Source organism: Acutalibacter caecimuris, from assembly GCF_034335085.1.
GTDB lineage: Bacteria > Bacillota > Clostridia > Oscillospirales > Acutalibacteraceae > Acutalibacter > Acutalibacter caecimuris.
On record NZ_JAWXXJ010000013.1, the window covers coordinates 11,717 to 32,053 of the forward strand.

Annotated in this window: 19 protein-coding genes; 18 read left to right on the forward strand and 1 reads right to left on the reverse strand. The window is 56.7% G+C overall.

All coding sequences use genetic code 11. The features are described from left to right. Nucleotides 1–81 precede the first annotated feature (81 nt). The 18 genes from U8U01_RS09060 (at nucleotide 82) to U8U01_RS09145 (ending at nucleotide 19,715) form a co-directional block, all read left to right on the forward strand. A complete protein-coding gene (locus tag U8U01_RS09060) occupies nucleotides 82–1,758 on the forward strand; it encodes a formate--tetrahydrofolate ligase (RefSeq protein WP_322173656.1) in 1,677 nt (558 codons plus the stop codon). After that, entirely contained in the window at nucleotides 1,745–2,194 is a 450-nt protein-coding gene (tsaE, locus tag U8U01_RS09065) for a tRNA (adenosine(37)-N6)-threonylcarbamoyltransferase complex ATPase subunit type 1 TsaE (protein WP_322173524.1), read from the forward strand. Before U8U01_RS09060 ends, tsaE begins: the two co-directional genes overlap by 14 nt. Before the next feature lies 1 nt (nucleotide 2,195). Further along, on the forward strand, nucleotides 2,196–2,891 hold the full coding sequence (gene tsaB / locus U8U01_RS09070; RefSeq protein WP_322173525.1) for a tRNA (adenosine(37)-N6)-threonylcarbamoyltransferase complex dimerization subunit type 1 TsaB: 696 nt from the start codon (nucleotides 2,196–2,198) through the stop codon (nucleotides 2,889–2,891). A gap of 45 nt (nucleotides 2,892–2,936) precedes the next feature. Further along, a complete protein-coding gene (gene rpiB / locus U8U01_RS09075) occupies nucleotides 2,937–3,383 on the forward strand; it encodes a ribose 5-phosphate isomerase B (protein ID WP_322173527.1) in 447 nt (148 codons plus the stop codon). Between the two features lie 12 nt (nucleotides 3,384–3,395). Then, complete coding sequence (upp, locus tag U8U01_RS09080) at nucleotides 3,396–4,034, forward strand: uracil phosphoribosyltransferase (RefSeq protein ID WP_322173528.1); 639 nt, start codon at nucleotides 3,396–3,398, stop codon at nucleotides 4,032–4,034. 204 nt (nucleotides 4,035–4,238) lie between these two features. Then, nucleotides 4,239–5,498, forward strand: a complete 1,260-nt coding sequence (gene yfmF / locus U8U01_RS09085; protein WP_322173530.1) for an EF-P 5-aminopentanol modification-associated protein YfmF — start codon at nucleotides 4,239–4,241, stop codon at nucleotides 5,496–5,498. Next, on the forward strand, nucleotides 5,498–6,766 hold the full coding sequence (gene yfmH / locus U8U01_RS09090) for an EF-P 5-aminopentanol modification-associated protein YfmH (RefSeq protein WP_322173531.1): 1,269 nt from the start codon (nucleotides 5,498–5,500) through the stop codon (nucleotides 6,764–6,766). Before yfmF ends, yfmH begins: the two co-directional genes overlap by 1 nt. Before the next feature lie 35 nt (nucleotides 6,767–6,801). Further along, nucleotides 6,802–7,815 (forward strand): prolipoprotein diacylglyceryl transferase, encoded by a 1,014-nt coding sequence (gene lgt, locus U8U01_RS09095; RefSeq protein ID WP_322173534.1) that lies wholly within the window; start codon nucleotides 6,802–6,804, stop codon nucleotides 7,813–7,815. Between the two features lie 20 nt (nucleotides 7,816–7,835). Then, nucleotides 7,836–8,693 carry a bifunctional methylenetetrahydrofolate dehydrogenase/methenyltetrahydrofolate cyclohydrolase FolD gene (gene folD / locus U8U01_RS09100; RefSeq protein ID WP_322173535.1) on the forward strand — a complete coding sequence of 286 codons (858 nt, stop codon included), beginning with the start codon at nucleotides 7,836–7,838 and terminating at the stop codon, nucleotides 8,691–8,693. A gap of 10 nt (nucleotides 8,694–8,703) precedes the next feature. Next, a complete protein-coding gene (dxs, locus tag U8U01_RS09105) occupies nucleotides 8,704–10,593 on the forward strand; it encodes a 1-deoxy-D-xylulose-5-phosphate synthase (RefSeq protein WP_322173537.1) in 1,890 nt (629 codons plus the stop codon). Between the two features lie 10 nt (nucleotides 10,594–10,603). Then, nucleotides 10,604–11,383 (forward strand): TlyA family RNA methyltransferase, encoded by a 780-nt coding sequence (locus U8U01_RS09110; RefSeq protein ID WP_322173658.1) that lies wholly within the window; start codon nucleotides 10,604–10,606, stop codon nucleotides 11,381–11,383. A gap of 11 nt (nucleotides 11,384–11,394) precedes the next feature. Beyond that, nucleotides 11,395–11,931 carry a hypothetical protein gene (locus U8U01_RS09115; RefSeq protein WP_322173539.1) on the forward strand — a complete coding sequence of 179 codons (537 nt, stop codon included), beginning with the start codon at nucleotides 11,395–11,397 and terminating at the stop codon, nucleotides 11,929–11,931. Between the two features lie 25 nt (nucleotides 11,932–11,956). Beyond that, complete coding sequence (locus U8U01_RS09120) at nucleotides 11,957–12,790, forward strand: NAD(+)/NADH kinase (RefSeq protein ID WP_322173541.1); 834 nt, start codon at nucleotides 11,957–11,959, stop codon at nucleotides 12,788–12,790. A 29-nt stretch (nucleotides 12,791–12,819) separates the two neighbouring features. Continuing rightward, on the forward strand, nucleotides 12,820–13,272 hold the full coding sequence (argR, locus tag U8U01_RS09125; protein ID WP_322173543.1) for an arginine repressor: 453 nt from the start codon (nucleotides 12,820–12,822) through the stop codon (nucleotides 13,270–13,272). 45 nt (nucleotides 13,273–13,317) lie between these two features. Next, entirely contained in the window at nucleotides 13,318–14,976 is a 1,659-nt protein-coding gene (recN, locus tag U8U01_RS09130; RefSeq protein WP_322173545.1) for a DNA repair protein RecN, read from the forward strand. A gap of 351 nt (nucleotides 14,977–15,327) precedes the next feature. Next, a complete protein-coding gene (locus tag U8U01_RS09135) occupies nucleotides 15,328–15,801 on the forward strand; it encodes a GNAT family N-acetyltransferase (protein WP_322173547.1) in 474 nt (157 codons plus the stop codon). Between the two features lie 5 nt (nucleotides 15,802–15,806). Beyond that, on the forward strand, nucleotides 15,807–17,027 hold the full coding sequence (tyrS, locus tag U8U01_RS09140; protein WP_322173549.1) for a tyrosine--tRNA ligase: 1,221 nt from the start codon (nucleotides 15,807–15,809) through the stop codon (nucleotides 17,025–17,027). Nucleotides 17,028–17,150: 123 nt separating this feature from the next. After that, nucleotides 17,151–19,715 carry a YfhO family protein gene (locus tag U8U01_RS09145; protein WP_322173551.1) on the forward strand — a complete coding sequence of 855 codons (2,565 nt, stop codon included), beginning with the start codon at nucleotides 17,151–17,153 and terminating at the stop codon, nucleotides 19,713–19,715. Between the two features lie 162 nt (nucleotides 19,716–19,877). Here the strand turns inward: U8U01_RS09145 and U8U01_RS09150 are convergent, their stop codons facing one another. Continuing rightward, complete coding sequence (locus tag U8U01_RS09150; RefSeq protein ID WP_322173552.1) at nucleotides 19,878–20,336, reverse strand: ACT domain-containing protein; 459 nt, start codon at nucleotides 20,334–20,336, stop codon at nucleotides 19,878–19,880. Nucleotide 20,337: the final 1 nt, after the last annotated feature.

Consider the following 20,337-nt stretch of genomic DNA (forward strand, 5'->3'; position numbering starts at 1 on the left):
TTTCTCTCTTTACTAATCGCCCAAAGTCCATTATAATAAAGTAAGCAAGAAAAATCTGCCGGAAAGGTGTTGAGGGAACAGATGCTGACAGATATTGAGATCGCCCAGAGCGCAAAACTGAAACCCATTAAGGAGATTGGCGAATCCCTGGGGCTGTTGGAGGAAGAGTTGGAGTTTTATGGGAGATACAAGGCCAAGGTCAATGCCGCAGCCTTTGAGCGCCTATCTCAGAAACCCAATGGAAAGCTGATATTGGTCACAGCTATAAACCCAACCCCCGCCGGGGAGGGCAAGACCACAACAACTGCTGGGCTAGGCCAGGCAATGGCGAAGATCGGCAAAAACACCATCATCGCCTTGCGGGAGCCCTCTCTTGGGCCGGTATTTGGCATTAAGGGCGGTGCAGCCGGCGGCGGCTACGCCCAGGTGCTGCCTATGGAGGACATCAACCTGCATTTTACCGGGGATATGCACGCCATTACCAGCGCCAATAACCTGTGTTGCGCCATGCTGGACAACCATATGCAGCAGGGCAACCCCTTGGGTATCGATCCCCGGCGCATCCTGATCAAGCGCTGCTTGGATATGAACGACCGGGCCCTGCGCAATGTAATTGTGGGGCTGGGTGGGAAGATCAACGGCGTACCCAGAGAGGATAATTTCATCATCACCGTGGCTAGCGAGGTCATGGCGATTTTGTGCTTGGCAAAAGATATGCCTGACTTGAAAAAGCGTTTAGGGGATATCCTGATTGCCTATAATTATGAGGGCCAGCCGGTCTATGCCCGGAATATCAAAGCGGAGGGGGCCATGGCTGCCCTGCTGCGGGACGCCATCGACCCCAACCTGGTGCAGACCTTGGAGGGCACCCCGGCCATTATGCACGGCGGGCCTTTTGCCAATATAGCCCACGGGTGTAACTCGGTGCGGGCTACCCGGCTGGCTTTAAAACTGGCTGATTACTGTATTACGGAGGCTGGTTTTGGCTCCGACCTGGGGGCCGAGAAGTTTATGGACATCAAGTGCCGCATGGCAGGTCTGGCCCCTGATTGTGTAGTGGTGGTGGCTACAGTACGGGCCCTCAAGTACAATGGCGGCGTAGCAAAGGCAGATTTGGCCGCTGAAAACGTAGAGGCCCTTCGTAAAGGCTCCGTGAACCTAAAGGCCCATGTGGAGAATATGCGCAAGTACGGTGTGCCTGTGGTGGTAGCCATCAACCGTTTTGGCACGGATACAGACGCGGAGTTGCAGGTCATTGATGACTGCTGCAAGGAGTTGGGCGTCAGCTATGCCCTGTCCGAGGTGTTCGGCAAGGGGGGAGAGGGCGGCACTGCCCTGGCGGAAACCGTGTGCCAGGTGATCAGCGAGAATGCCGGCCAAGCCTGTTTTGCGCCCATCTATCCTGACGAGACCCCGGTGGAAGAGAAGATCGAAACAGTCGCAAAAACCATCTACGGTGCGGATGGCGTTACATTTACCAACCAGGCGCGTAAGTCGCTAAAGGAGATCAAGGACCTGGGCGGCGATAAGATGCCTGTCTGTATCGCCAAAACCCAGTACTCCCTTTCTGACGACCCGGCACTGCTGGGGCGGCCCAGCGGCTTTACCATTACCATCCGTGACCTTAAACTTTCTTCCGGGGCAGGCTTTGTGGTGGCCTACGCTGGGGACATCATGACCATGCCCGGCCTGCCCAAGGTGCCTGCCGCAGAGAAGATCGACGTGGACGGCCAGTCGGTGATTCATGGGCTGTTCTGAAAAGGCGCTGACCTTTACAACCCACTCTCCTCAGGAAACAGCCGCCCTGGCCCGGCGGCTGGGAGAGCAGTTGGTAGGCGGGGAAGTGATCGCCTTTACAGGTGGAATGGGTGCGGGAAAGACTGCTTTTACCCGCGGGTTGGCCATAGGCTTGGGGGCCGGGGATGTTGCCAGTAGCCCAACGTTTGCTATTGTTAATGAATACCCTGGCCGGCTTACCCTGGAACATTTCGATATGTACCGCATAGAGAGTTGGGAAGACCTGTACTCCACAGGGTTTTTTGATTACCTGGACACGGAGCGGGTGTTGGCGATTGAGTGGAGCGAAAACATTGAGGCGGCCTTGCCGGAGCAGGTTGTCCGGGTGGACATCCGTCCCGGCAAGGGGGAGGACGAACGGGTTATTACCATTACGGGCTGGAAGGGGGCGTTGTGATATGCTGGTTTTAGGGATAGAATCCTCGGCAGGGCCGGCCTCGGCGGCGGTAGTGCGGGATGGGAAACTGCTGGGGGAGTTCTTTGTGAACACCAAGCAGACCCATAGCCAGACGCTGCTGCCTATGGTAGAGGCGTTGCTTTCCAGCCTGGATATTGCCTGTGGGGACATAGAGCGCATTGCCGTGGCCAACGGGCCGGGCTCTTTTACAGGGGTGCGGATTGGTGTGGCTTGTGTAAAGGGAATTGCCTTGCCGAATCAGACGCCATGTTGTGGCATATCTACTTTGGAGGCGATTGCTTATGGCGGGCTGGCCAGTCAGGGAACGATCCTTTGCGCAGTGATGGACGCCCGATGTGGGCAGGTGTATAATGCCCTGTTCGAGGCTGGGGACGGTGGCCTTGTACGGCTAACGGAGGATCGGGCCATTTCCATGGAGGCGTTGGGGCAGGAGTGCCGGCAGTACGGGCAGCGGCTGATCTTGCTGGGGGATGGGGCAGCTTTGTGCCACAGGGAGTTTGCTGATTGGGGCGCGCAGTTGGCCCCGGAGAGCATACGTTTTCAGCGGGCAGCCAGCGTGGCCCTGTTGGCGCAGGGGAAACAGACGGTTTGTCCGGGGAAACTTTTGCCTACCTATCTGCGGATGCCCCAGGCGGAACGGGAATTAAAAGCAAGACGGGAACGGGACGGCGCTTAGCGGCCGGACATTGGTTTCACTATTGGGAAAGGAAGTTGTGCAGATATGAAATTAGCGATTGGCTGTGACCACGGTGGATTTGAGGTTGCACAGGCTCTACGGGAATATTTAAAAGAGCAGGGTATTGCGTACCAGGACTTTGGTACGGACAGTACAGAATCGGTAGATTACCCTCTTTTTGCTGTAAAGGTTGCCCGCGCCGTGGCAGGGGGCGAGGTTGATTTTGGTGTGCTGGTTTGCTCTACGGGTATCGGCATTTCTATGGCCGCCAATAAAGTGAAAGGGGTGCGGGCTGCAGTTTGCTGTAATGAACTTTGTGCCCGGCTGACCCGCAACGACAACAATGCCAACGTATTGTGTATGGGTGGTAAGATGGTAGATTGCGGCACCGCCGTAAAGATATTGGACACTTTTATCCATACCGGGTTTGAGGGCGGACGGCACGCCCGCCGGGTGGAGCAGATTGGGAAAATAGAAAACGGGGAACTTTAAGGGGAGGATATCATGAAAAGCTATGAGAATGTTTTTGTTATGGATCACCCGCTGATCCAACACAAGCTGACCTTTTTGCGCAGTGTTGAAACCGGCACCAAAGAGTTCCGGGAGCTGGTTAGCGAGATTGCGAATTTGATGTGCTATGAGGCCACCCGTGATCTGCCCTTGATGGATGTAGAAACTGTGACCCCCATGCAAAAGACCATAACCAAAGTGATCGCAGGCCGTAAGCTGGCCTTTGTGCCAATCCTCCGGGCGGGGCTGGGCATGGTAGAGGGGATGCTCAAGCTGGTGCCTTCGGCGAAGGTAGGGCATATTGGCCTGTACCGGGATCATGATACGCTGAAACCCGTGGAATACTATAACAAACTGCCCCAGGATATTACCGAGCGGGACGTGATCGTGCTGGATCCTATGCTGGCTACCGGCGGTTCGGCCATGGATGCCATTACTATTGTGAAACGCAGCCAACCCAAGAGCATCAAGTTCCTGTGTGTGATTGCCGCGCCGGAGGGCATAGAGGCACTTACCAAAGCGCATCCAGATGTGCAGGTTTATTGTGCGGCGGTAGACGAAAAACTCAATGAGAACGGCTACATCCTTCCGGGCTTGGGTGACGCTGGGGATAGGATTTTCGGCACGATCTGAGAGGGCTTTCCTTTTTTAGAAAGCTATGATATAATATGTACACGGCCGGAAAGTATACGGCCGTGTACAAGCGTTTGGCAGGGCTTGCTGCGTAAGGAGCCACTTTATTGCCGTACCTGCTGGGTACCGATGTTTTACTAAATTGAGGGTAATCCTAAAAGGGGCTTGGTGCCCTTTTAGCCAAAGCCCTAAGGGAGCGTTTCCATGAGTGAGATCAAGACCTGTAAAATTAGCGATGCTGTGACCCTTCACAGCTATATTGACCCAAGGTTTAAAACCATGCGCCTGGCAGTGAACCTGTTGGTACCCATTACCCGCCAACGGGCTGCACAGTATGCGCTGTTGCCATCGCTGGTCAGCCGTGCCACACGGGAATACCCGGATTACACCGCGTTAAGCGCGCGCCTTGCTGGGCTTTATGGTGCCTCGTTGGGTTCCGGGGTGCAGAAAATTGGGGATCACCAGGTACTGGGCCTGTCAGTGGGAGGGATTGCCAGCCGCTACGCCTTTGACGGCGAGGATATGTTTGCCCAACTTACCGGGCTGCTGTTTAGCGTGCTATTCGACCCTCTGAAGGATAGCGGCGGGTTGTTCCCGGAGGACGGGTTCTCCCAGGAAAAACGCCAGCAGTTGGAACAGAAGGATGCAGATTTCAGCGATAAGATGATCTATGCCCACCAGCGTTGCCATGAGCTGCTGTTTGAGGGCAGCCCCGCCGGCGTGAACCGCCTAGGGAGCCGGGAGGACATTGAGGCCCTGACCCGGCAAGGGTTGACCCCGGCTTGGGACGAGCTGCTGCGGGAGGCCAGGTTTGAGATATTCGCCTTGGGCGACTGCCGGCCGGATGTGGATTTGCTGCGGGAAAGGTTTGCCCCACTGGGCAGTTACCGTAAGCTGGGGGCAGTGGCTTATACCCAACCCCAGGAGGTGCGCAGGGTAACAGAGGAACAGCCAGTGGCCCAGTCTAAGTTGAGCATAGCCTTCCGGGTGCAGGCCTCTCCGAAGGATCGGCTACTGTATAACCTGATGGCTGCTGTATTAGGGGGCTCGCCCAGTTCCAAGCTGTTTTTGAATGTGCGGGAAAAACAAAGCCTGTGCTATTATTGTAACTCCATGTACACCTGGGCTGGCGGAGCCATGTTTATTGAAAGCGGCGTAGAAACCGCCCGGCTGGAACAGGCCGAACAGGCTATTATGGAACAGGTTGCCGCTATGCAGAGGGGAGAGATCACCCAAGAAGAACTGCGGCATACCCAGTTGTATCTGTGCAATAGCCTGCGGGCGGTAGGGGACTCCCTCCATCGTGTGGAGGACTGGTATCTGGGCCGCACCTTTGATGAAGAGGGGCTGTCGCCGGCCTGGGCCGTAGATCGGCTAATGCAATACACGGTAAACGATGTGGTAGAAGCCGCAAACAGGCTGCAACCGGCCGTGGTCTATACCTTGAAAGGAGGTGCCGGCTGATGGAGTTACAAAAAATTGAGAGCAAACGGACAGGGGATTACTATTTCAAGGGGCGCCATGCCTCTGGGCTGGCAGTTTACCTATATCCAAAAGAAAACAGCAGCAGTACCCATGCTATGTTTGGTACCCGGTACGGCTCCATGGACAACTGTTTCCAACGCAGTGATGAATCTTCCCCGGAAACGGTGCCAGAGGGTATTGCCCACTATTTGGAGCATAAGCTTTTTGAAAGCCAGGAGGGCGACGCTTTCGCCCGCTTTGCCGAAACAGGGGCCAGCGCCAACGCCTTCACCAGCTTTGAGTCTACTTGTTACCTTTTTACCTGTACCGACCGGCTGTATGACTCGCTGGAAATCCTGCTGGATTTTGTCCAGTCACCTTATTTTACGAAGGAAACCGTGGAAAAAGAGCAAGGCATCATCGGGCAGGAGATTCGGATGTATGACGATATGCCGGAATGGCGGGTGATGTTCGAATATCTAAAGGCCATGTACCACACACACCCGGTTCGCATCGACCCGGCCGGCACAGTGGAAAGCATTGCGCAGATCACATCCGAACTGCTGTACCGCTGCTATCATACTTTTTATAATTTGCATAATATGCAGCTAGTACTGGCGGGCAAGTTCGATGTGGATAAGGTGTTGGAGGTCTGCGACCGTATGCTGAAACCCGCGCCACCAGTCCGTGTGGAGCGGATACTCCAGCCAGAACCGAGTACCGTCCTCCGGGCCAGTACCGAAACCAGCCTGTCGGTGGCGATGCCTCTGTTCCAGTTTGGTTATAAGGATAGCGGTAAGCCCCGAAACGAACAGGACCTGGCTGCGATGCATATATTGCTCTCCATCATGGCATCGGATGCGTCGCCCTTATTCCGGCAGCTCATGGACCAGGAACTGATCAACGATTCCAGTTTCAGCTACCAGTATTTTGAGGGCACAGGCTTTGCCACAGTCATGTTTGGCGGTGAATCGCGGGAGCCGGAACGGGTAGCGTCCTTGATCCGCCAGGAAACAGCCCGGCTGCAACGGGAGGGCGTCCCGGCCGAGGCCTTCCAGTGGGCTAAGCGTAGCCAGTATGGGGAGGGTGTTGCCGGGTTGAATAGTGCCACTGGTGTGGCAAACTGGCTCATGAACTTGACCTTCCACGGCCTGGAGCCTTTTGCCTATATTGATGCGCTGGCAGCGCTGACCATAGAACAAGTGGCTGAGAAACTGGCAGTGTTCCAGGATGATAGAAGTGTGTTGTCTGTGATCCGGCCCCTGTAGGCCACCTATTTTCTTACAAGAAAGGACGGATACCCATGAGCCATGTGGTAGATTTTCCGGGGTTGGGGCTGCAATTTACGGTCAATGAGGTAGCTTTTTCCATTGGCGGCTATGACATTCGCTGGTATGGGGTGATCATTGCCCTGGGCTATTTGCTGGCGATCCTCTATGCATTCCGCAGTGTAAAAAAGATGAATATCGACCTGGACCGGCTGATCGATGCAGTGATTGCGGGGACACTGGGCGGCATTGTCTGTGCCCGGCTGTACTATGTGTTGTTCTACCCCGGTGACAAATACTGGAAGGACCCTATCCAGATACTGTATATCCATGATGGAGGAATCGCCATATACGGGGGGATGATCGGTGCTTTGGTTTTTGGCGGGCTGGTAGCCCATTGGCGGAAACTCCGGGTACCCGCAGTGCTGGACTTGGCCTCCCTGGGCTTTCTGATCGGCCAGGGTGTAGGGCGATGGGGGAACTTTGTCAACCAGGAGTGTTTCGGCGAGGCCACAACTCTTCCCTGGGGCATGGCCAGCGATAATACCCGGATCCTGTTCCCGGATAGCCCGGTGCATCCCTGTTTTCTTTATGAGTCCCTTTTGTGCCTGCTGGGCTTTGTAGTTTTGCATATTTTTACCCGGCGTTTCCGGCGTTATGACGGCCAGACTTTTATCCTTTACTTGATCTGGTACGGGGCGGCCCGGTTCTTTATTGAGGGAACCCGTACCGATAGCCTGATGGTGGGCCCGCTGCGGGTATCCCAGGTGGTGGCAGCGGGTTGTGTGGCAGTAGGCCTGGCCCTTCTGGTCGTTTTCCGCAGGCGTAATGACCTGACTGGGTGTGGCAGCAGGTATGTGATGGAGTCCATTGGCCTGACAGAAAGTACAGCGGCTGCCGATGCACCCAAGAGTACGATTTTCGGGGACTTGCCTCCCTTTGAGGAGGAAACAGAGGGAGAGGATCCGGGGGAACCTCCCCAGCCCCAAGGGGAATCAGAAGAACAGGCGGCTGATGAAACGGGGCAAGAGCAAACAGGGAAAGAGTGATATAAGGGAGGGAGCAGAATATGGCGCAGATCATAGACGGCAAGAAGATAGCTGACCAGGTTAAGGCTGGTGTGGCAGAGGATGTGGCCCGGTTAAAGGAACAGGGTATTGTCCCCGGCCTTGCCGTGGTCATTGTAGGGGATGACCCAGCCTCGCGGGTGTATGTCAATAACAAAAAGAAAGCCTGTCAGGCAGTGGGCATTTATTCGGAAGAGTACGCCTTGCCCGCTGGTACCTCCCAGCAGGAATTGCTGGACCTGGTCAATAGGTTGAACCGGGAACCGTCCATCCACGGCATTTTGGTACAGTCGCCGCTGCCCGGCAGCCTGGACGAGGCCGCATTGGTAGAGGCCATCTCCCCGGAAAAGGACGTGGATGCGTTCCATGCCTATAACGTGGGCAAAATCATGCAGGGCAAATTCCGTTTCCTGCCCTGCACCCCTGCGGGGGTTATGGAATTGCTCCGGGCTGCCGGGGTGGAGGTCTGCGGTAAGCACTGTGTGGTGATCGGCCGTAGCGACATTGTGGGCAAACCGATGGCTATGCTGCTTTTGCAGCAGAACGGCACGGTTACCATCTGCCATAGCCGAACCCAAAACCTGAAAGAGATTTGCCGTTCAGCGGATATTCTCGTGTCTGCGGTGGGTAAAGCAGGCTTTGTTACCGGCGATATGGTCAAGCCCGGTGCGGCGGTTATCGATGTAGGTATGAACCGCAATACCCAGGGGAAACTCTGCGGTGATGTATGCTTTGAGGAAACCAGTGAGGTGGCTGGGTGGATCACCCCGGTGCCTGGTGGCGTAGGCCCTATGACCATTGCTATGCTGATGAAAAACACCGTCACTGCCGCCAGGTTGCAGAATGACATCCAGCCCTAAGGAGGCTGCTATGGGTAATTTGTTGGGAGCGCTCCATTCCCCGGAGGATTTGCGCAGTCTGCACCGGGAAGAACTGGATCAGCTTTGCGAGGAGATGCGGGAGATGATTATCCGCACGGTGTCGGATAACGGTGGGCATCTGGCCTCCAATCTGGGGGTAGTTGAACTGACCGTGGCGCTGGCGCTGAGTTTTTGCCCCCCAAAAGATACTATTGTTTGGGATGTGGGGCACCAAAGCTACCCCTATAAGCTGTTGACAGGGCGGTATCCTGCGTTCCCCACTCTCCGGCAGGAAGGCGGGCTGTCCGGGTTCCCCTGCCGGGAAGAGAGCCCTTGCGATGCCTTTACCAGTGGCCACAGCAGTACGTCTATTTCAGCGGCGTTGGGGCTTTCCGAGGCGAACAGCCTACAAGGCCGGGAAGGCCATGTGGTAGCGGTAATCGGTGATGGCGCGTTGACCGGCGGCTTGGCCTTTGAAGGGCTGAATAATGCCGGCCAGTTGCGGCATAACCTGATTGTGATCCTCAATGACAACAAAATGTCCATCTCCCGCAATGTGGGCTCATTGGCCCGGTATCTCTCCCATATGCGGGCCCGTCCCGGTTATATCAGGGCGAAAAGCAGCGTGGAAGATGCCCTGCGCCACCTGCCGCTGATTGGCCGCCCCATTGCCGCCGGGCTGCGCCGGGCTAAGAGGAGCCTGAAAAAGCTGCTGTACAGCTCCAATGTGTTCAGTGACCTGGGGTTTGCCTACTATGGCCCTTTTGACGGCCACAACATCAAAGAACTTACAGAAACGCTGGAGGCCGCCAAGCTGGTGCGCAAACCGGTGTTGCTCCATGTGCGCACTTATAAGGGCAAGGGCTATCAGTATGCCGAGCAGTCGCCTACCCGCTACCATGGGCTTTCCGGGTTTGATGTAGACACCGGCGACCCAGGTGAGCATTCCCTAACCTTTTCTGATGTGTTTGGTAAGACCCTTTGCCGCTTAGCTGAACGCAATGCCAAACTGTGCGCTGTCACGGCGGCTATGGCGGAGGGTACAGGGCTGTCGGAGTTTAGGCGGCGGTTTAAAGAGCGTTTCTACGATGTGGGCATCGCCGAGGGCCATGCTGTGACCTTTGCCGGCGGGTTGGCGGCAGGGGGGATGCTGCCGGTATTCGCGGTGTATTCTACCTTTTTGCAGCGGGGCTATGACCAGCTTATACACGATGTAGCCTTGCAAGGTACAAAAGTGCTCCTGGCTATTGACCGGGCCGGCGTGGTAGGGGAGGACGGCAAGACCCACCAGGGGCTATTCGACACGGCATTTTTGCAGACCGTGCCAGGGGTGACGCTCTATTCGCCCGCTTATTTTCAGGAGATGCGGGAACAACTGGTGTTCCTGGTAGAGCAGGGGAAAGGGCTGTGCGCTATCCGCTATCCGCGGGGCAGAGAGTTGTACAAGCCAACCTGGTTCCAGGACAGCACAGCCCCTTTCACTATGTACGGCGATAATAATGCAGCGTTGTGCCTTATCACCTACGGCCGGATATTCTCCTTTGCTGCCGAGGTGATGGAGCGCTTGCAAAGCCGGGGCCTTAAGGTCAGGCTTTGCAAGCTGAACCGTGTCATCCCCATGGATCCGGCGGTTTCGGAGCAGTTGGCAAGTTGCCGTTGGGTGTTCTTTTTTGAGGAAGGTGTGGCCCGTGGGGGCATTGGCGAGGGCTTTGGCAGTATGCTCTTAAAGGCAGGGTTTACCGGGCAGTTTACCCTACAGGCTGTGGAGGAGCCTTTTATCCAGCATATGCCCATGTTTCGAGCGCTAGAGGGGCTTGGGTTCAGCGCCGCCGGTATGGAGCGCATGGTGTTGGAGGGACTGGGAGAGGAGGTGTCAGGCTGTGTCGAAAAAAAGACTTGACCTGCTGGTGATGGAGCACAATCTGGCCCAAAGCAGGGAGCAGGCCAAAGCCCTGATCATGGCAGGGGAGATTTACGTCAACAATCAGAAAAGTGATAAGCCGGGGGATACCTTTTCTGAGGACGCGGCGGTGGAACTGCGTGGGACAGGGCTGCGGTATGTCAGCCGGGGCGGCCTGAAACTGGAAAAGGCTATAAAGGCCTTCCGGCTATCCATGGAGGGCCTGACCTGTATGGATGTGGGGGCATCCACCGGTGGTTTTACTGACTGTATGCTGCAAAACGGGGCCCGGCGGGTCTATGCGGTGGATGTGGGCTACGGCCAGTTGGCCTGGTCCCTGCGCAATGACCACCGGGTAGTAAACCTGGAACGTACCAATGCCCGGCATCTCACGGCCCAGCAGGTGCCGGAAAAAGTGGCTTTCTTCTCTGTGGACGTTGCCTTTATCTCCCTTTCGTTGATCTTACCGGCAGTTGCCCCCTTGCTGGAGGAAGAGGGGCGGGGCGTGTGCCTGATCAAGCCGCAGTTTGAGGCGGGCCGGGGAAAGGTAGGAAAGAAGGGCGTAGTCCGGGAGCCGGCTGTCCATATGGAGGTAATAGAGCGGGTGGAGGGCTTTGCTTTGGAAAACGGGTTCTCCGTATGTGGGTTGGATTTTTCCCCGGTGAAGGGCCCGGAAGGGAACATTGAGTACCTGATTTTGGTGGAAAAATCCCCGGCACCCCGGCTGATGGAGGGCTTGCCAACCGCCCAGGAGATAGTGGCAAACTCTCACGCGGCGTTGGATAGATAGGAGGGGGTTCGGTGACCTTATACCATTACTTTGACAAAAGGGGAAGGCCGTTTCAAACCCTCTCCGATCTGCCGGTGGAGGAGGCGAAAGGCTTGCTGGCGGCGGTTAAAGAGATGCGGCCCCGCTCGCAATGTGCGGGGCGGCATGATAAGTATGTGGAGTACCGGCATAACTGTGAGGACATCCTCCGGCGGGAGTTTGAAAAAAAGGGAGGGTTGATCCTTTGGCATTCACCTCATTATATGGTAGTGGAACACAGCCCATGGCTCAGCACCTGGTATGAGGAATGCGGTGTTGTGCAGATACCTATAGAAGAATTCGACCTGCGTACCCTGTCCTTTACCTACGGCGACTCTATGCCAACCTTCAGCCCCACTGTAAATGACGGCAAAGCGTACCGCCATCAGCTTTACACCTATGAGGAGATTGGAACGGTTATAAAGCGCTATGGGCTGCCCCAGGATTGGAACGATGATGGCCAAAAAGGACCGGAGCGATATATAGAGGTACACGTGTGGAGCGACGAAACCATAAACCGCTATCGGTAAGACAGCGGTAGAAAGGCGGTATGCCATGAGGATAGCCATTGCCCCCAACCCAGCCAAAAAGCAGGCCCCTGCCCGTGCCCGTCAGGCTGTAAAGGTACTGCATAGCGCTGGCTGTGAAACGGTTTTCCTGGACGGGCTGTATGAGGACGGCCCCCGGCGCCAGGAGGCTGCTAAACGTCTGGAGAGTTGCGACGTGCTGCTGGCAGTAGGGGGGGACGGTACCATCATCAGCGCGGCCAAGCTGGCAGCGGGGTTGAATAAGCCCTTGCTGGGCCTAAATGCCGGCAAGTTAGGCTTTACCGCCGGGGTGGAGCCGGAGCAGACCCACCTGCTGGCTGGCCTGGCAAAGGGCCGTTGGCGGGAAGAGCGCCGGATGATGCTAGAGGTCACGTTGCTGTCCGAAGAGGGGAAAAGGGCTTTTCAAGCCCTGAATGACGTGGTGGTTTCCGCTGAACTGGCGAAGATTGTGGAGTATCGGATGGCTATTGATGGGAACCCTGGCTATGTATACCGGGCCGATGGTTTTCTGGTGGCGACGCCTACGGGTTCTACTGCATACTCCCTCTCAGCGGGCGGGCCGGTCACAGAACCCACCTTGGACTGTATGCTGTATACCCCCATATGCCCGCATTCCCTGTTTAACCGTAGCGTGGTGTTTGCCCCGGATACCCGGCTGGCGGTAGAGATACCCAAAAACCGGGGCAGGCTGTTCCTCACCGTAGACGGCGATGCCCCGGTGGAGTTGCGGGCCGGTGACCGGTTAGGTTTTACCCGCTCACGGCGGTATGCCCGATTTATTAAGCTGACAAACAGCAACTTTTATGATATACTGAACCAAAAGCTACTGGAAAACCAATAGTAGGCGAACATCGCCGGAAAGGGATTGAGATGAAAAGCCGACGTCATGCCAAAATACTGGAGCTGATCCGGGCGTTTGACCTGGAAACACAGGACGAACTGTTGAGCCATCTGCGGGAGGCCGGGTTTGATGTGACCCAGGCCACGGTTTCTAGGGATATCAAGGAACTGCGTTTGATCAAGACCCTGACCCCCGGCGGCAGGTACAAATACGCCACCGGCAACGAAACGGCAAACGATATGTCCGCCAAATTCTACTCGCTCTTTACCGACTCTGCCCTGTCGGTAGACTCTGCCCAGAATATGCTGGTCATCAAGTGCATGAACGGCATGGCCCAGGCAGTGTGTGCTTCTATGGATGCCATGTATTGGAAGAATTTTGTGGGCACTTTGGCAGGCGAGGATACCATCTTTGTGGTATGCCGTAGTGAGGCTGCGGCCCAAGAGGCACGGGACGAGTTGAAAAAGCTACTCAGGGCATGACACTGGGCGTCCTGGCCGTAAAATTGAATGAGGGAGGCTTTGCGTGTGCTTGCACAACTGTTTATCAATAATATTGCCGTGATTGAGCGGGCATCTATTGACCTGGAACAGGGTTTTACCGTGCTGACCGGTGAAACGGGCGCGGGCAAATCCATTATTATAGATGCTATCCACGCGGTACTGGGAGAGCGTACCTCCCGAGAACTGGTGCGTACCGGTGCCCAGGAGGCGTCTGTATCGGCCCTATTCACGGGGCTGGGGACAGATGCCCTGGCTATGCTGGACGAGTTGTCCGTCCCCAGGGAAGAGGATGGCTCCCTGCTGGTGCAGCGGAATATCCGCCTGGAGGGGCGCTCTACCTGCAAACTGAACGGTGCCCCGGCCACTGTTACCATGCTAAAAACGATTGCCCCCCGGCTGGTGGGCATCCACGGCCAACACGAAAGCTATGAGCTACTTTCACCGGAACTCCATATGGCTTATGTGGACAGCTTTGCCCGGCTGGAGCCTTTGCTGGAAAAGTACCGGGCCAGTTATAAGCGGCTACGGGACTTGCAACGGCGCCTTAGGGAACTGAACACCGATGAAGGGGAGAAGAGCCGCCAAGCAGACCTGTTGCGTTACCAGATCGATGAGATCCAGTCTGCGAACCTGGTGCCCGGCCAGCGGGAGGAATTAAACCAGGAGCGGGAGGCGGCGCGGAATAGCGAGAAAATATCCGCTGCCATAGAGTTGGCCAAAGCGGCCCTGGCAGGGGATGAGGAAAATAGTGGGGCGGTGTCGGACTTATCTGCTGCTGCCGGCGAATTGGAACGGGCCAGTGCTTTTTTTCCGCAGTTGGAAGAGCCCCTGCAGAAGTTACGGGAGGCCGGTTTCCTCTTGGAGGACGCTAGCAGCGCCTTGCACAACCTTTCAGTAGAGTTTGACCCTGCTGCCCTGGACGACATTGAGGAGCGGTTAGACCAGTTATACCGGCTGGGCCTTAAGTATGGCGAGAGCGAGGAAGAGATGCTGGCCTATCTGGAGCGCTGCCAGGAGTCCCTGCACCGCATAGAGTTTTCCGATGAGGAGAGGGAGCGCCTTTCTGCCGAATATGAGGCTGCCAAGCAAGAGGCCATCGCCCTGGCCCGGGAGCTTTCGGAAAAAAGGAGGGCAGCAGGGGAACGTTTTACCAAGCAGGTGAAGGGGGAGTTGGCTTTCCTGAATATGCCGGGGGTAGAGTTCGTTACGGAAATAGAGCGGGTGCCTTTGAACCCTACCGGCTGCGATAAATTACAGTTCCTGGTTTCCGCCAACCGCGGGGAGCCTGCCAAGCCCCTGTCTAAAATCGCCTCTGGCGGCGAGCTTTCCCGTATCATGTTAGCGGTTAAAACTGTCCTTTCCGGGCGGGATAAGATTGATACGCTGATCTTTGATGAGGTGGATGCCGGTGTTAGCGGGGCAGCGGCCAATAAGATCGGCGAAAAGCTAAAACAGGTAAGCCAAAACCGCCAGGTATTGTGCATCACCCACCTGGCCCAAATTGCCGCCATGGCGGACCACCACCTGCGTATTAGCAAGCATATGGAGAAAAGCCGCACCTATACCCAGGTGGAACCTTTAGATTTGGAGGGCCGCAAGCGGGAACTGGCCAGGATCATCGGGGGGGAAGAAATTACCCAATTGCAGTTGGACATGGCCGGGGAAATGCTGAAAAAAGCTTGACAAGGGCTTATATCTCTGCTAAAATAACTGTTAATGGCGATGACGGAACTGGGGCTTGCCCCAAGTAAGCGTTGTTTGAAATGGTGCAGAGAGCCTGCGGCTGGTGCGAGCAGGACCATGGCAACGGCTGAAGTTACCTTCCTGAGCCGTTTTTCGGAAAGCCCACGGGGCAAGTAGGGGAAACCGTTTGGCGGGCGTTATACCGCCAGGGTATGTATGTACCCGTTGAGGCCGGGATTGTGAGGTTCCGGTAAACTGAGGTGGTACCGCGATGTTGATCGCCCTCTGTTAAAGCTATGCCGATGCAAGGCTTTAACAGAGGGCTTTTTGCATTGGCGGGAAGGTGATGTTATGATAACACTAAGACCGGCGGCCGTTGAGGACGCTGGTGCCCTGCTGGCCCTGCAAAAGCAGGCGTTTCGCGCCCTGCTGGTAAAGTATCAGGACTATGATTCAAATCCGGCTATGGAGCCGCTGCCGTCCCTGATACGCAAGCTCTCGGAGCGGGACTACTACTTTATCCTGCTAAATGGCAGGGAGGTGGGGATGATCGGTGTGCGGCACGACGAGGATTGCCTGCATATCTCCCCGATCGGCCTGCTGCCGGATTGCCAGGGGAGGGGGATTGGCCACGCTGCCATGGCCCTTTTGGAAGGCATCTACCCGGAAAACCGCCGCTGGACCTTGGGGACCATTTTACAGGAGCCGGGCCTCTGCCGGTTTTATGAGGGCCTGGGATACCGGCGCACAGGGGAGCTGAGCCCCATCCAGCCGGGAATGGATGAGATAGGCTACGAAAAAATACGGAGAACAGAGAAAGGATGATACCTATGCAACTGTATGAGGAATTGCAAGCCAGGGGACTTGTTGCCCAGATGAGTAATGAGGCGGAAGTACGGGAGATGATCAACGCCGGGAAAGCTACCTTTTATATTGGCTATGACTGTACGGCGGACAGCCTTACCGCCGGGCACTTTATGACGCTGGCGCTGATGAAACGCCTGCAAATGGCGGGGAACCGGCCCATCGCCCTGATCGGTGGGGCCACCACGATGGTGGGCGACCCCTCTGGCCGCACGGATATGCGCCCCATGCTTACGCGGGAGGATATTGACCACAATGCCGCCTGCTTTAAAAAGCAGATGGAGCGGTTCATTGACTTTGGCGAGGGCAAGGCCCAGATGCTTAACAATGCTGACTGGCTGGTCGACCTAAACTATATTGGCCTTCTACGGGAGGTAGGGGCTTGTTTCTCCGTTAACAATATGTTGCGGGCAGACTGCTATAAGCAGCGTATGGAGAAGGGCCTTTCCTTCCTGGAGTTTAACTATATGATCATGCAGTCCTATGACTTCTACCACCTGTTCCAGCATTACGGCTGCAATATGCAGTGTGGGGGCAATGACCAGTGGAGCAATATGTTAGGCGGCACAGAACTTATCCGCCGTAAGCTGGGCAAGGACGCGCAGGTTTTGACCATCAGCCTACTGACGGATTCCCAGGGGAATAAGATGGGCAAAACCGCCGGCAATGCTGTTTGGCTAGACCCCAACAAGACCTCACCATTTGACTTCTACCAGTACTGGCGCAATGTTGGGGATGCGGACGTCATCAAATGCATCCGTATGCTCACATTCCTGCCGCTGGAGGAGATCGATGAGATGTCCCGCTGGGAGGGCAGCCAGTTGAACCAGGCAAAAGAGATACTTGCCTACCAGCTTACCGAGATGGTTCACGGTGAGGAAGAGGCCAAGAAGGCCCAGGAAGGGGCTAGGGCCCTGTTCGGCGTGGGGAACCACACGGACCATATGCCCACTACCCAGTTAGCGGAAGAGGATCTTACTGCGGGGCAGATCACGGTCCTGGATCTACTGGTCAAGGCCGGGCTGGCTGCCTCTAAGGGGGAAGCCCGCCGGCTGGTACAACAGGGCGGGGTTTCTGTCAATGACGGGAAGGTAACGGATATTGCGGCGGTATTTACCCAGGCACAGTTGGGTGAGGGCCTTGTGATAAAGAAGGGAAAAAAGGTATTCCATAAGGTGATACTGTAAGCATACCAGATAGGCCCCATCCGGCGGCAGTTGCCGGGAAAAGCTCCCAGTTGGGGGCTTTTCTTTTTTGTGCGCTCCGCCGGAAAGGGGAATATCCTATGAAAAAGCTGGCAAACTCTCTATATGAGAGAATTTTGCATAAAGAAGAAAATATGGTTGCCTGCCGCGTCATTTTTCCTTACCGTGCTTACTCTAAGTGCGGTATTTGCTGTGGCGGGGCTATTCCCTTTTGGGGAGAAAACCCTTGCCTGGGGGGATATGTCCCAGCAGGTCGTGCCGCTGCTGATGGAGTGGAAGGATATCCTGTCCGGGCAGGCAGGGATGTTCCTCAACCTGCAAAATGCCGGGGGCATGAGTTTTTGGGGTGTGTTCTTTTTCTTTTTGGCCAGCCCACTACATCTGTTGGTGGTTTTCGTTTCCAAGCCCAATATCTACCTGCTGGTGAACCTGTTGGTGCTGCTGAAACTCTCGCTGGCGGCAGCCACAGCAGCCGTTTTTTTTCAGCGGGAGAGCCCGAAACTTTCACCGCCGGCCTGTGTGGCGCTGAGCCTGGCCTACGGCCTGTGCGGCTACGGGATGCTTTACTATCAGAACCTGGTGTGGCTGGACGTGCAATGCCTGTTTCCCCTGCTGCTGCTCAGTTTTCTACGGCTGATAGAGGAGGGGCGCAGCCTGCTCTTCACCCTAGTATTGGGGCTGACAATCGTGCTGAACTACTACCTTAGCTACATGGTGCTTTTGGTATTGATCCTGTGTGGAGGGGTGTTTCTGGGCCTGTACGTGCCCAAAGAACGCAGGCGGGAGGTGGCTGGCAAGCTGGGGTATAGCGCATTGGCGGCGTTACTGCTGACCGGGGTGGTCTGGCTGCCCGCATTGCTCCAGTGCCTAGGCTCTGCTCGTACCGGGGGCGGGCTGGTAGAGGGCCTACGGGAGGGGCCTTTTTGGGCGAAAATGACCACAACCCTGCCGGTATTGCTGGGCAGCATAGGCGGGGCCGCGCTGCCGGCCCTGTTTTGGCGTGGGAAAGGCAGCCCGAAGGCCAGGGCCATAGGGGTTTGTTGGGGGCTTACGGTTCTGCCGATGCTGGTGGAACCGGCCAATAAGCTGTTTCATACGGGTAGTTATCAGGCGTTCCCTGCCAGATATGGGTACGTTCCTGTGCTGTTAGGACTATGGTATTTGGCAGTTGTTGAGGGGGTATCAGAGGGTAAATTTGGCCGCCGGAGAGGGGAAACACCCCTTTGGGGGGTACTGGCCCTGCCATTGGCGGCAGGGGCGTGGCTGCTCCTCTGCCAGTATGAGAGAGCCACCGGCTATGTGCGCACCCTTTGGGTAGACGGCCCGGCCTTTCAGGTGCTAGGCGTTTTTTGGCTGGCCTGTCTGGTGGCGCTGCTGGTTATATGCTTTTGGCCGGCCAGGAGGACTATGGCCGGCTGGGCCCTGCTGGCCCTTTGCCTGTTACAGGGCGGGGTACAGGCGGGGGTATTTATAGCCCCTGCCGCCAACGTCCCCTCTACCAGCCTGGCGGTATTGGGGGCGGGCGCGCCGGCGGACAGCGGCCTGTACCGGGCTAAGCCCCAGCAGAAGTTTTGCCATGTGAACCTGCTGGGGGCGGCGGGGTTCCCCAGCCTGACCCATTATACCTCTTTGACGGACAGCCGCTATCTGGACACCATGAAAAAGCTGGGCTACTCTGCCTACTGGATGGAGGTTTCCGGGTGCGGCGGCACGGGGGTCAGCGACATCTTGCTCTCGAACAAATATGTATTGGGCAGGGACTTGGCCTGGTATGCCACCGGCAGCGGGGACTTGGGGTATGTGCTGCCTGCCGGCAGATTGCCGGAAACATTGCCGCTGGGCGACCGGCTTGCCCTGCAAAACAGTTTGGCCAGGGCCATAACCGGCGAGGACGCCTTTACCCGCTATGTGCCGGTGGAGGGCGGGCCTGCCGGCAGCGGCGGGCAGCTTAGCCTGGAACCGGGGGTGGTGCGCTACCGTGTACAGGCAACCCGGCCCATCACCCTGTATTTTGACGCTTTTGCCTGCGTTTCTACCCGCCTGCGGGAGGAGATCAACGACGCCTTTGCCATCAGCGTAAACGGGAAGGAGCAGGTAGCCCGCTACCCGACCCAGGGGCAAAACGGTATTTTGGAACTGGGCAGCTTTGAAGGGGAGGCGGTGGAGGTGGAAGTGACAGTGAAAAAACCGGTGGAGTTGTGTTCCTTTGGCCTGTGGGGGCTGGAACGCCAGGCTGCCGGGGAACTGGCCGCGGCCCTGCCCAATGCCAGCCTGCGCTGGGAAAACGGCGGGCTGGTGGGGACGGCCCAAGCCGGGCCCGGACAGGCGCTGTTCCTCTCGGTGCCCCTGTACCGGGGAATGGAGGTGCGGGTCAACGGGGCGTGCACCCAGCCCCGCACCGTACTGGGTTGCCTGATGGAGATACCCCTGCCAGAGGGGGAGAGCCGTATCAGCATAAGCTATACCCCGGCGGGCCTGTGGGCAGGCGGGGCGGCCAGTTTGACCACCGGGCTGCTGCTGGGCGCGCTGTGGGCCCTGCGCCACAACCCGGCTGTTAGGCGGCTGTGGGCAGGGTGGTGCCGTATAGCGCCGGCCCTGCTGTATACGGCCGTGGGGGCCGTGCTGCTGGGCGTTTACCTGCTGCCGGTGCTCCTCTGCCTGACAGGATAAAAAAAGGGGGCCTTCCGGGAGGCCCCCTTTTTTTGCTGCCCTGCCTGCCCCATCGAAAACGCCGGGTGGACCGGGCGGACCGGCCAGGCTGGCCGGCGGATTTTCCCGCATTGGGCTGCGGCGGGGCAAAATACCGCCAGTCCCGCCGGTTGCAGGCAAGTTTTAGGCCATGGCCTTTTCGATGGCGGCAAGTACGGTGTCAAAATCCGCCTCTGTGACCAGCAGGGAGATTTCCACTTCCGAGGTGGTGATCAGCCGCAGGTCGGCCTTGGTGTTGGCAATGGCCCCAAACACCTTGGCCGCAATACCCGGAGTGTTTTTCATGGCTGGGTCATAGACGGAGATTTTGTGGTTGACCGAACTGACGATCACGTTTACGTCGGTTTCCTTTTTTAGCTGGGTGGTGAAGGCCAGCACATCCACCAGGTCGTTGTCCGAAATGGTAAAGGACAGGCCGGTGAATGCCCCGTGGGTGGGGGCCATGGAGATCATGTCGATATTGATGTGGTACTGGGCGATGGAGTCAAAGATTTTGGAGAGGGAGTCCACCTGGGCGGGAAAGCCCACCAGCGTGACCAGTGTGATGTTGTCTACTGTGCTGATAACCGTGCCTGCGCTCATT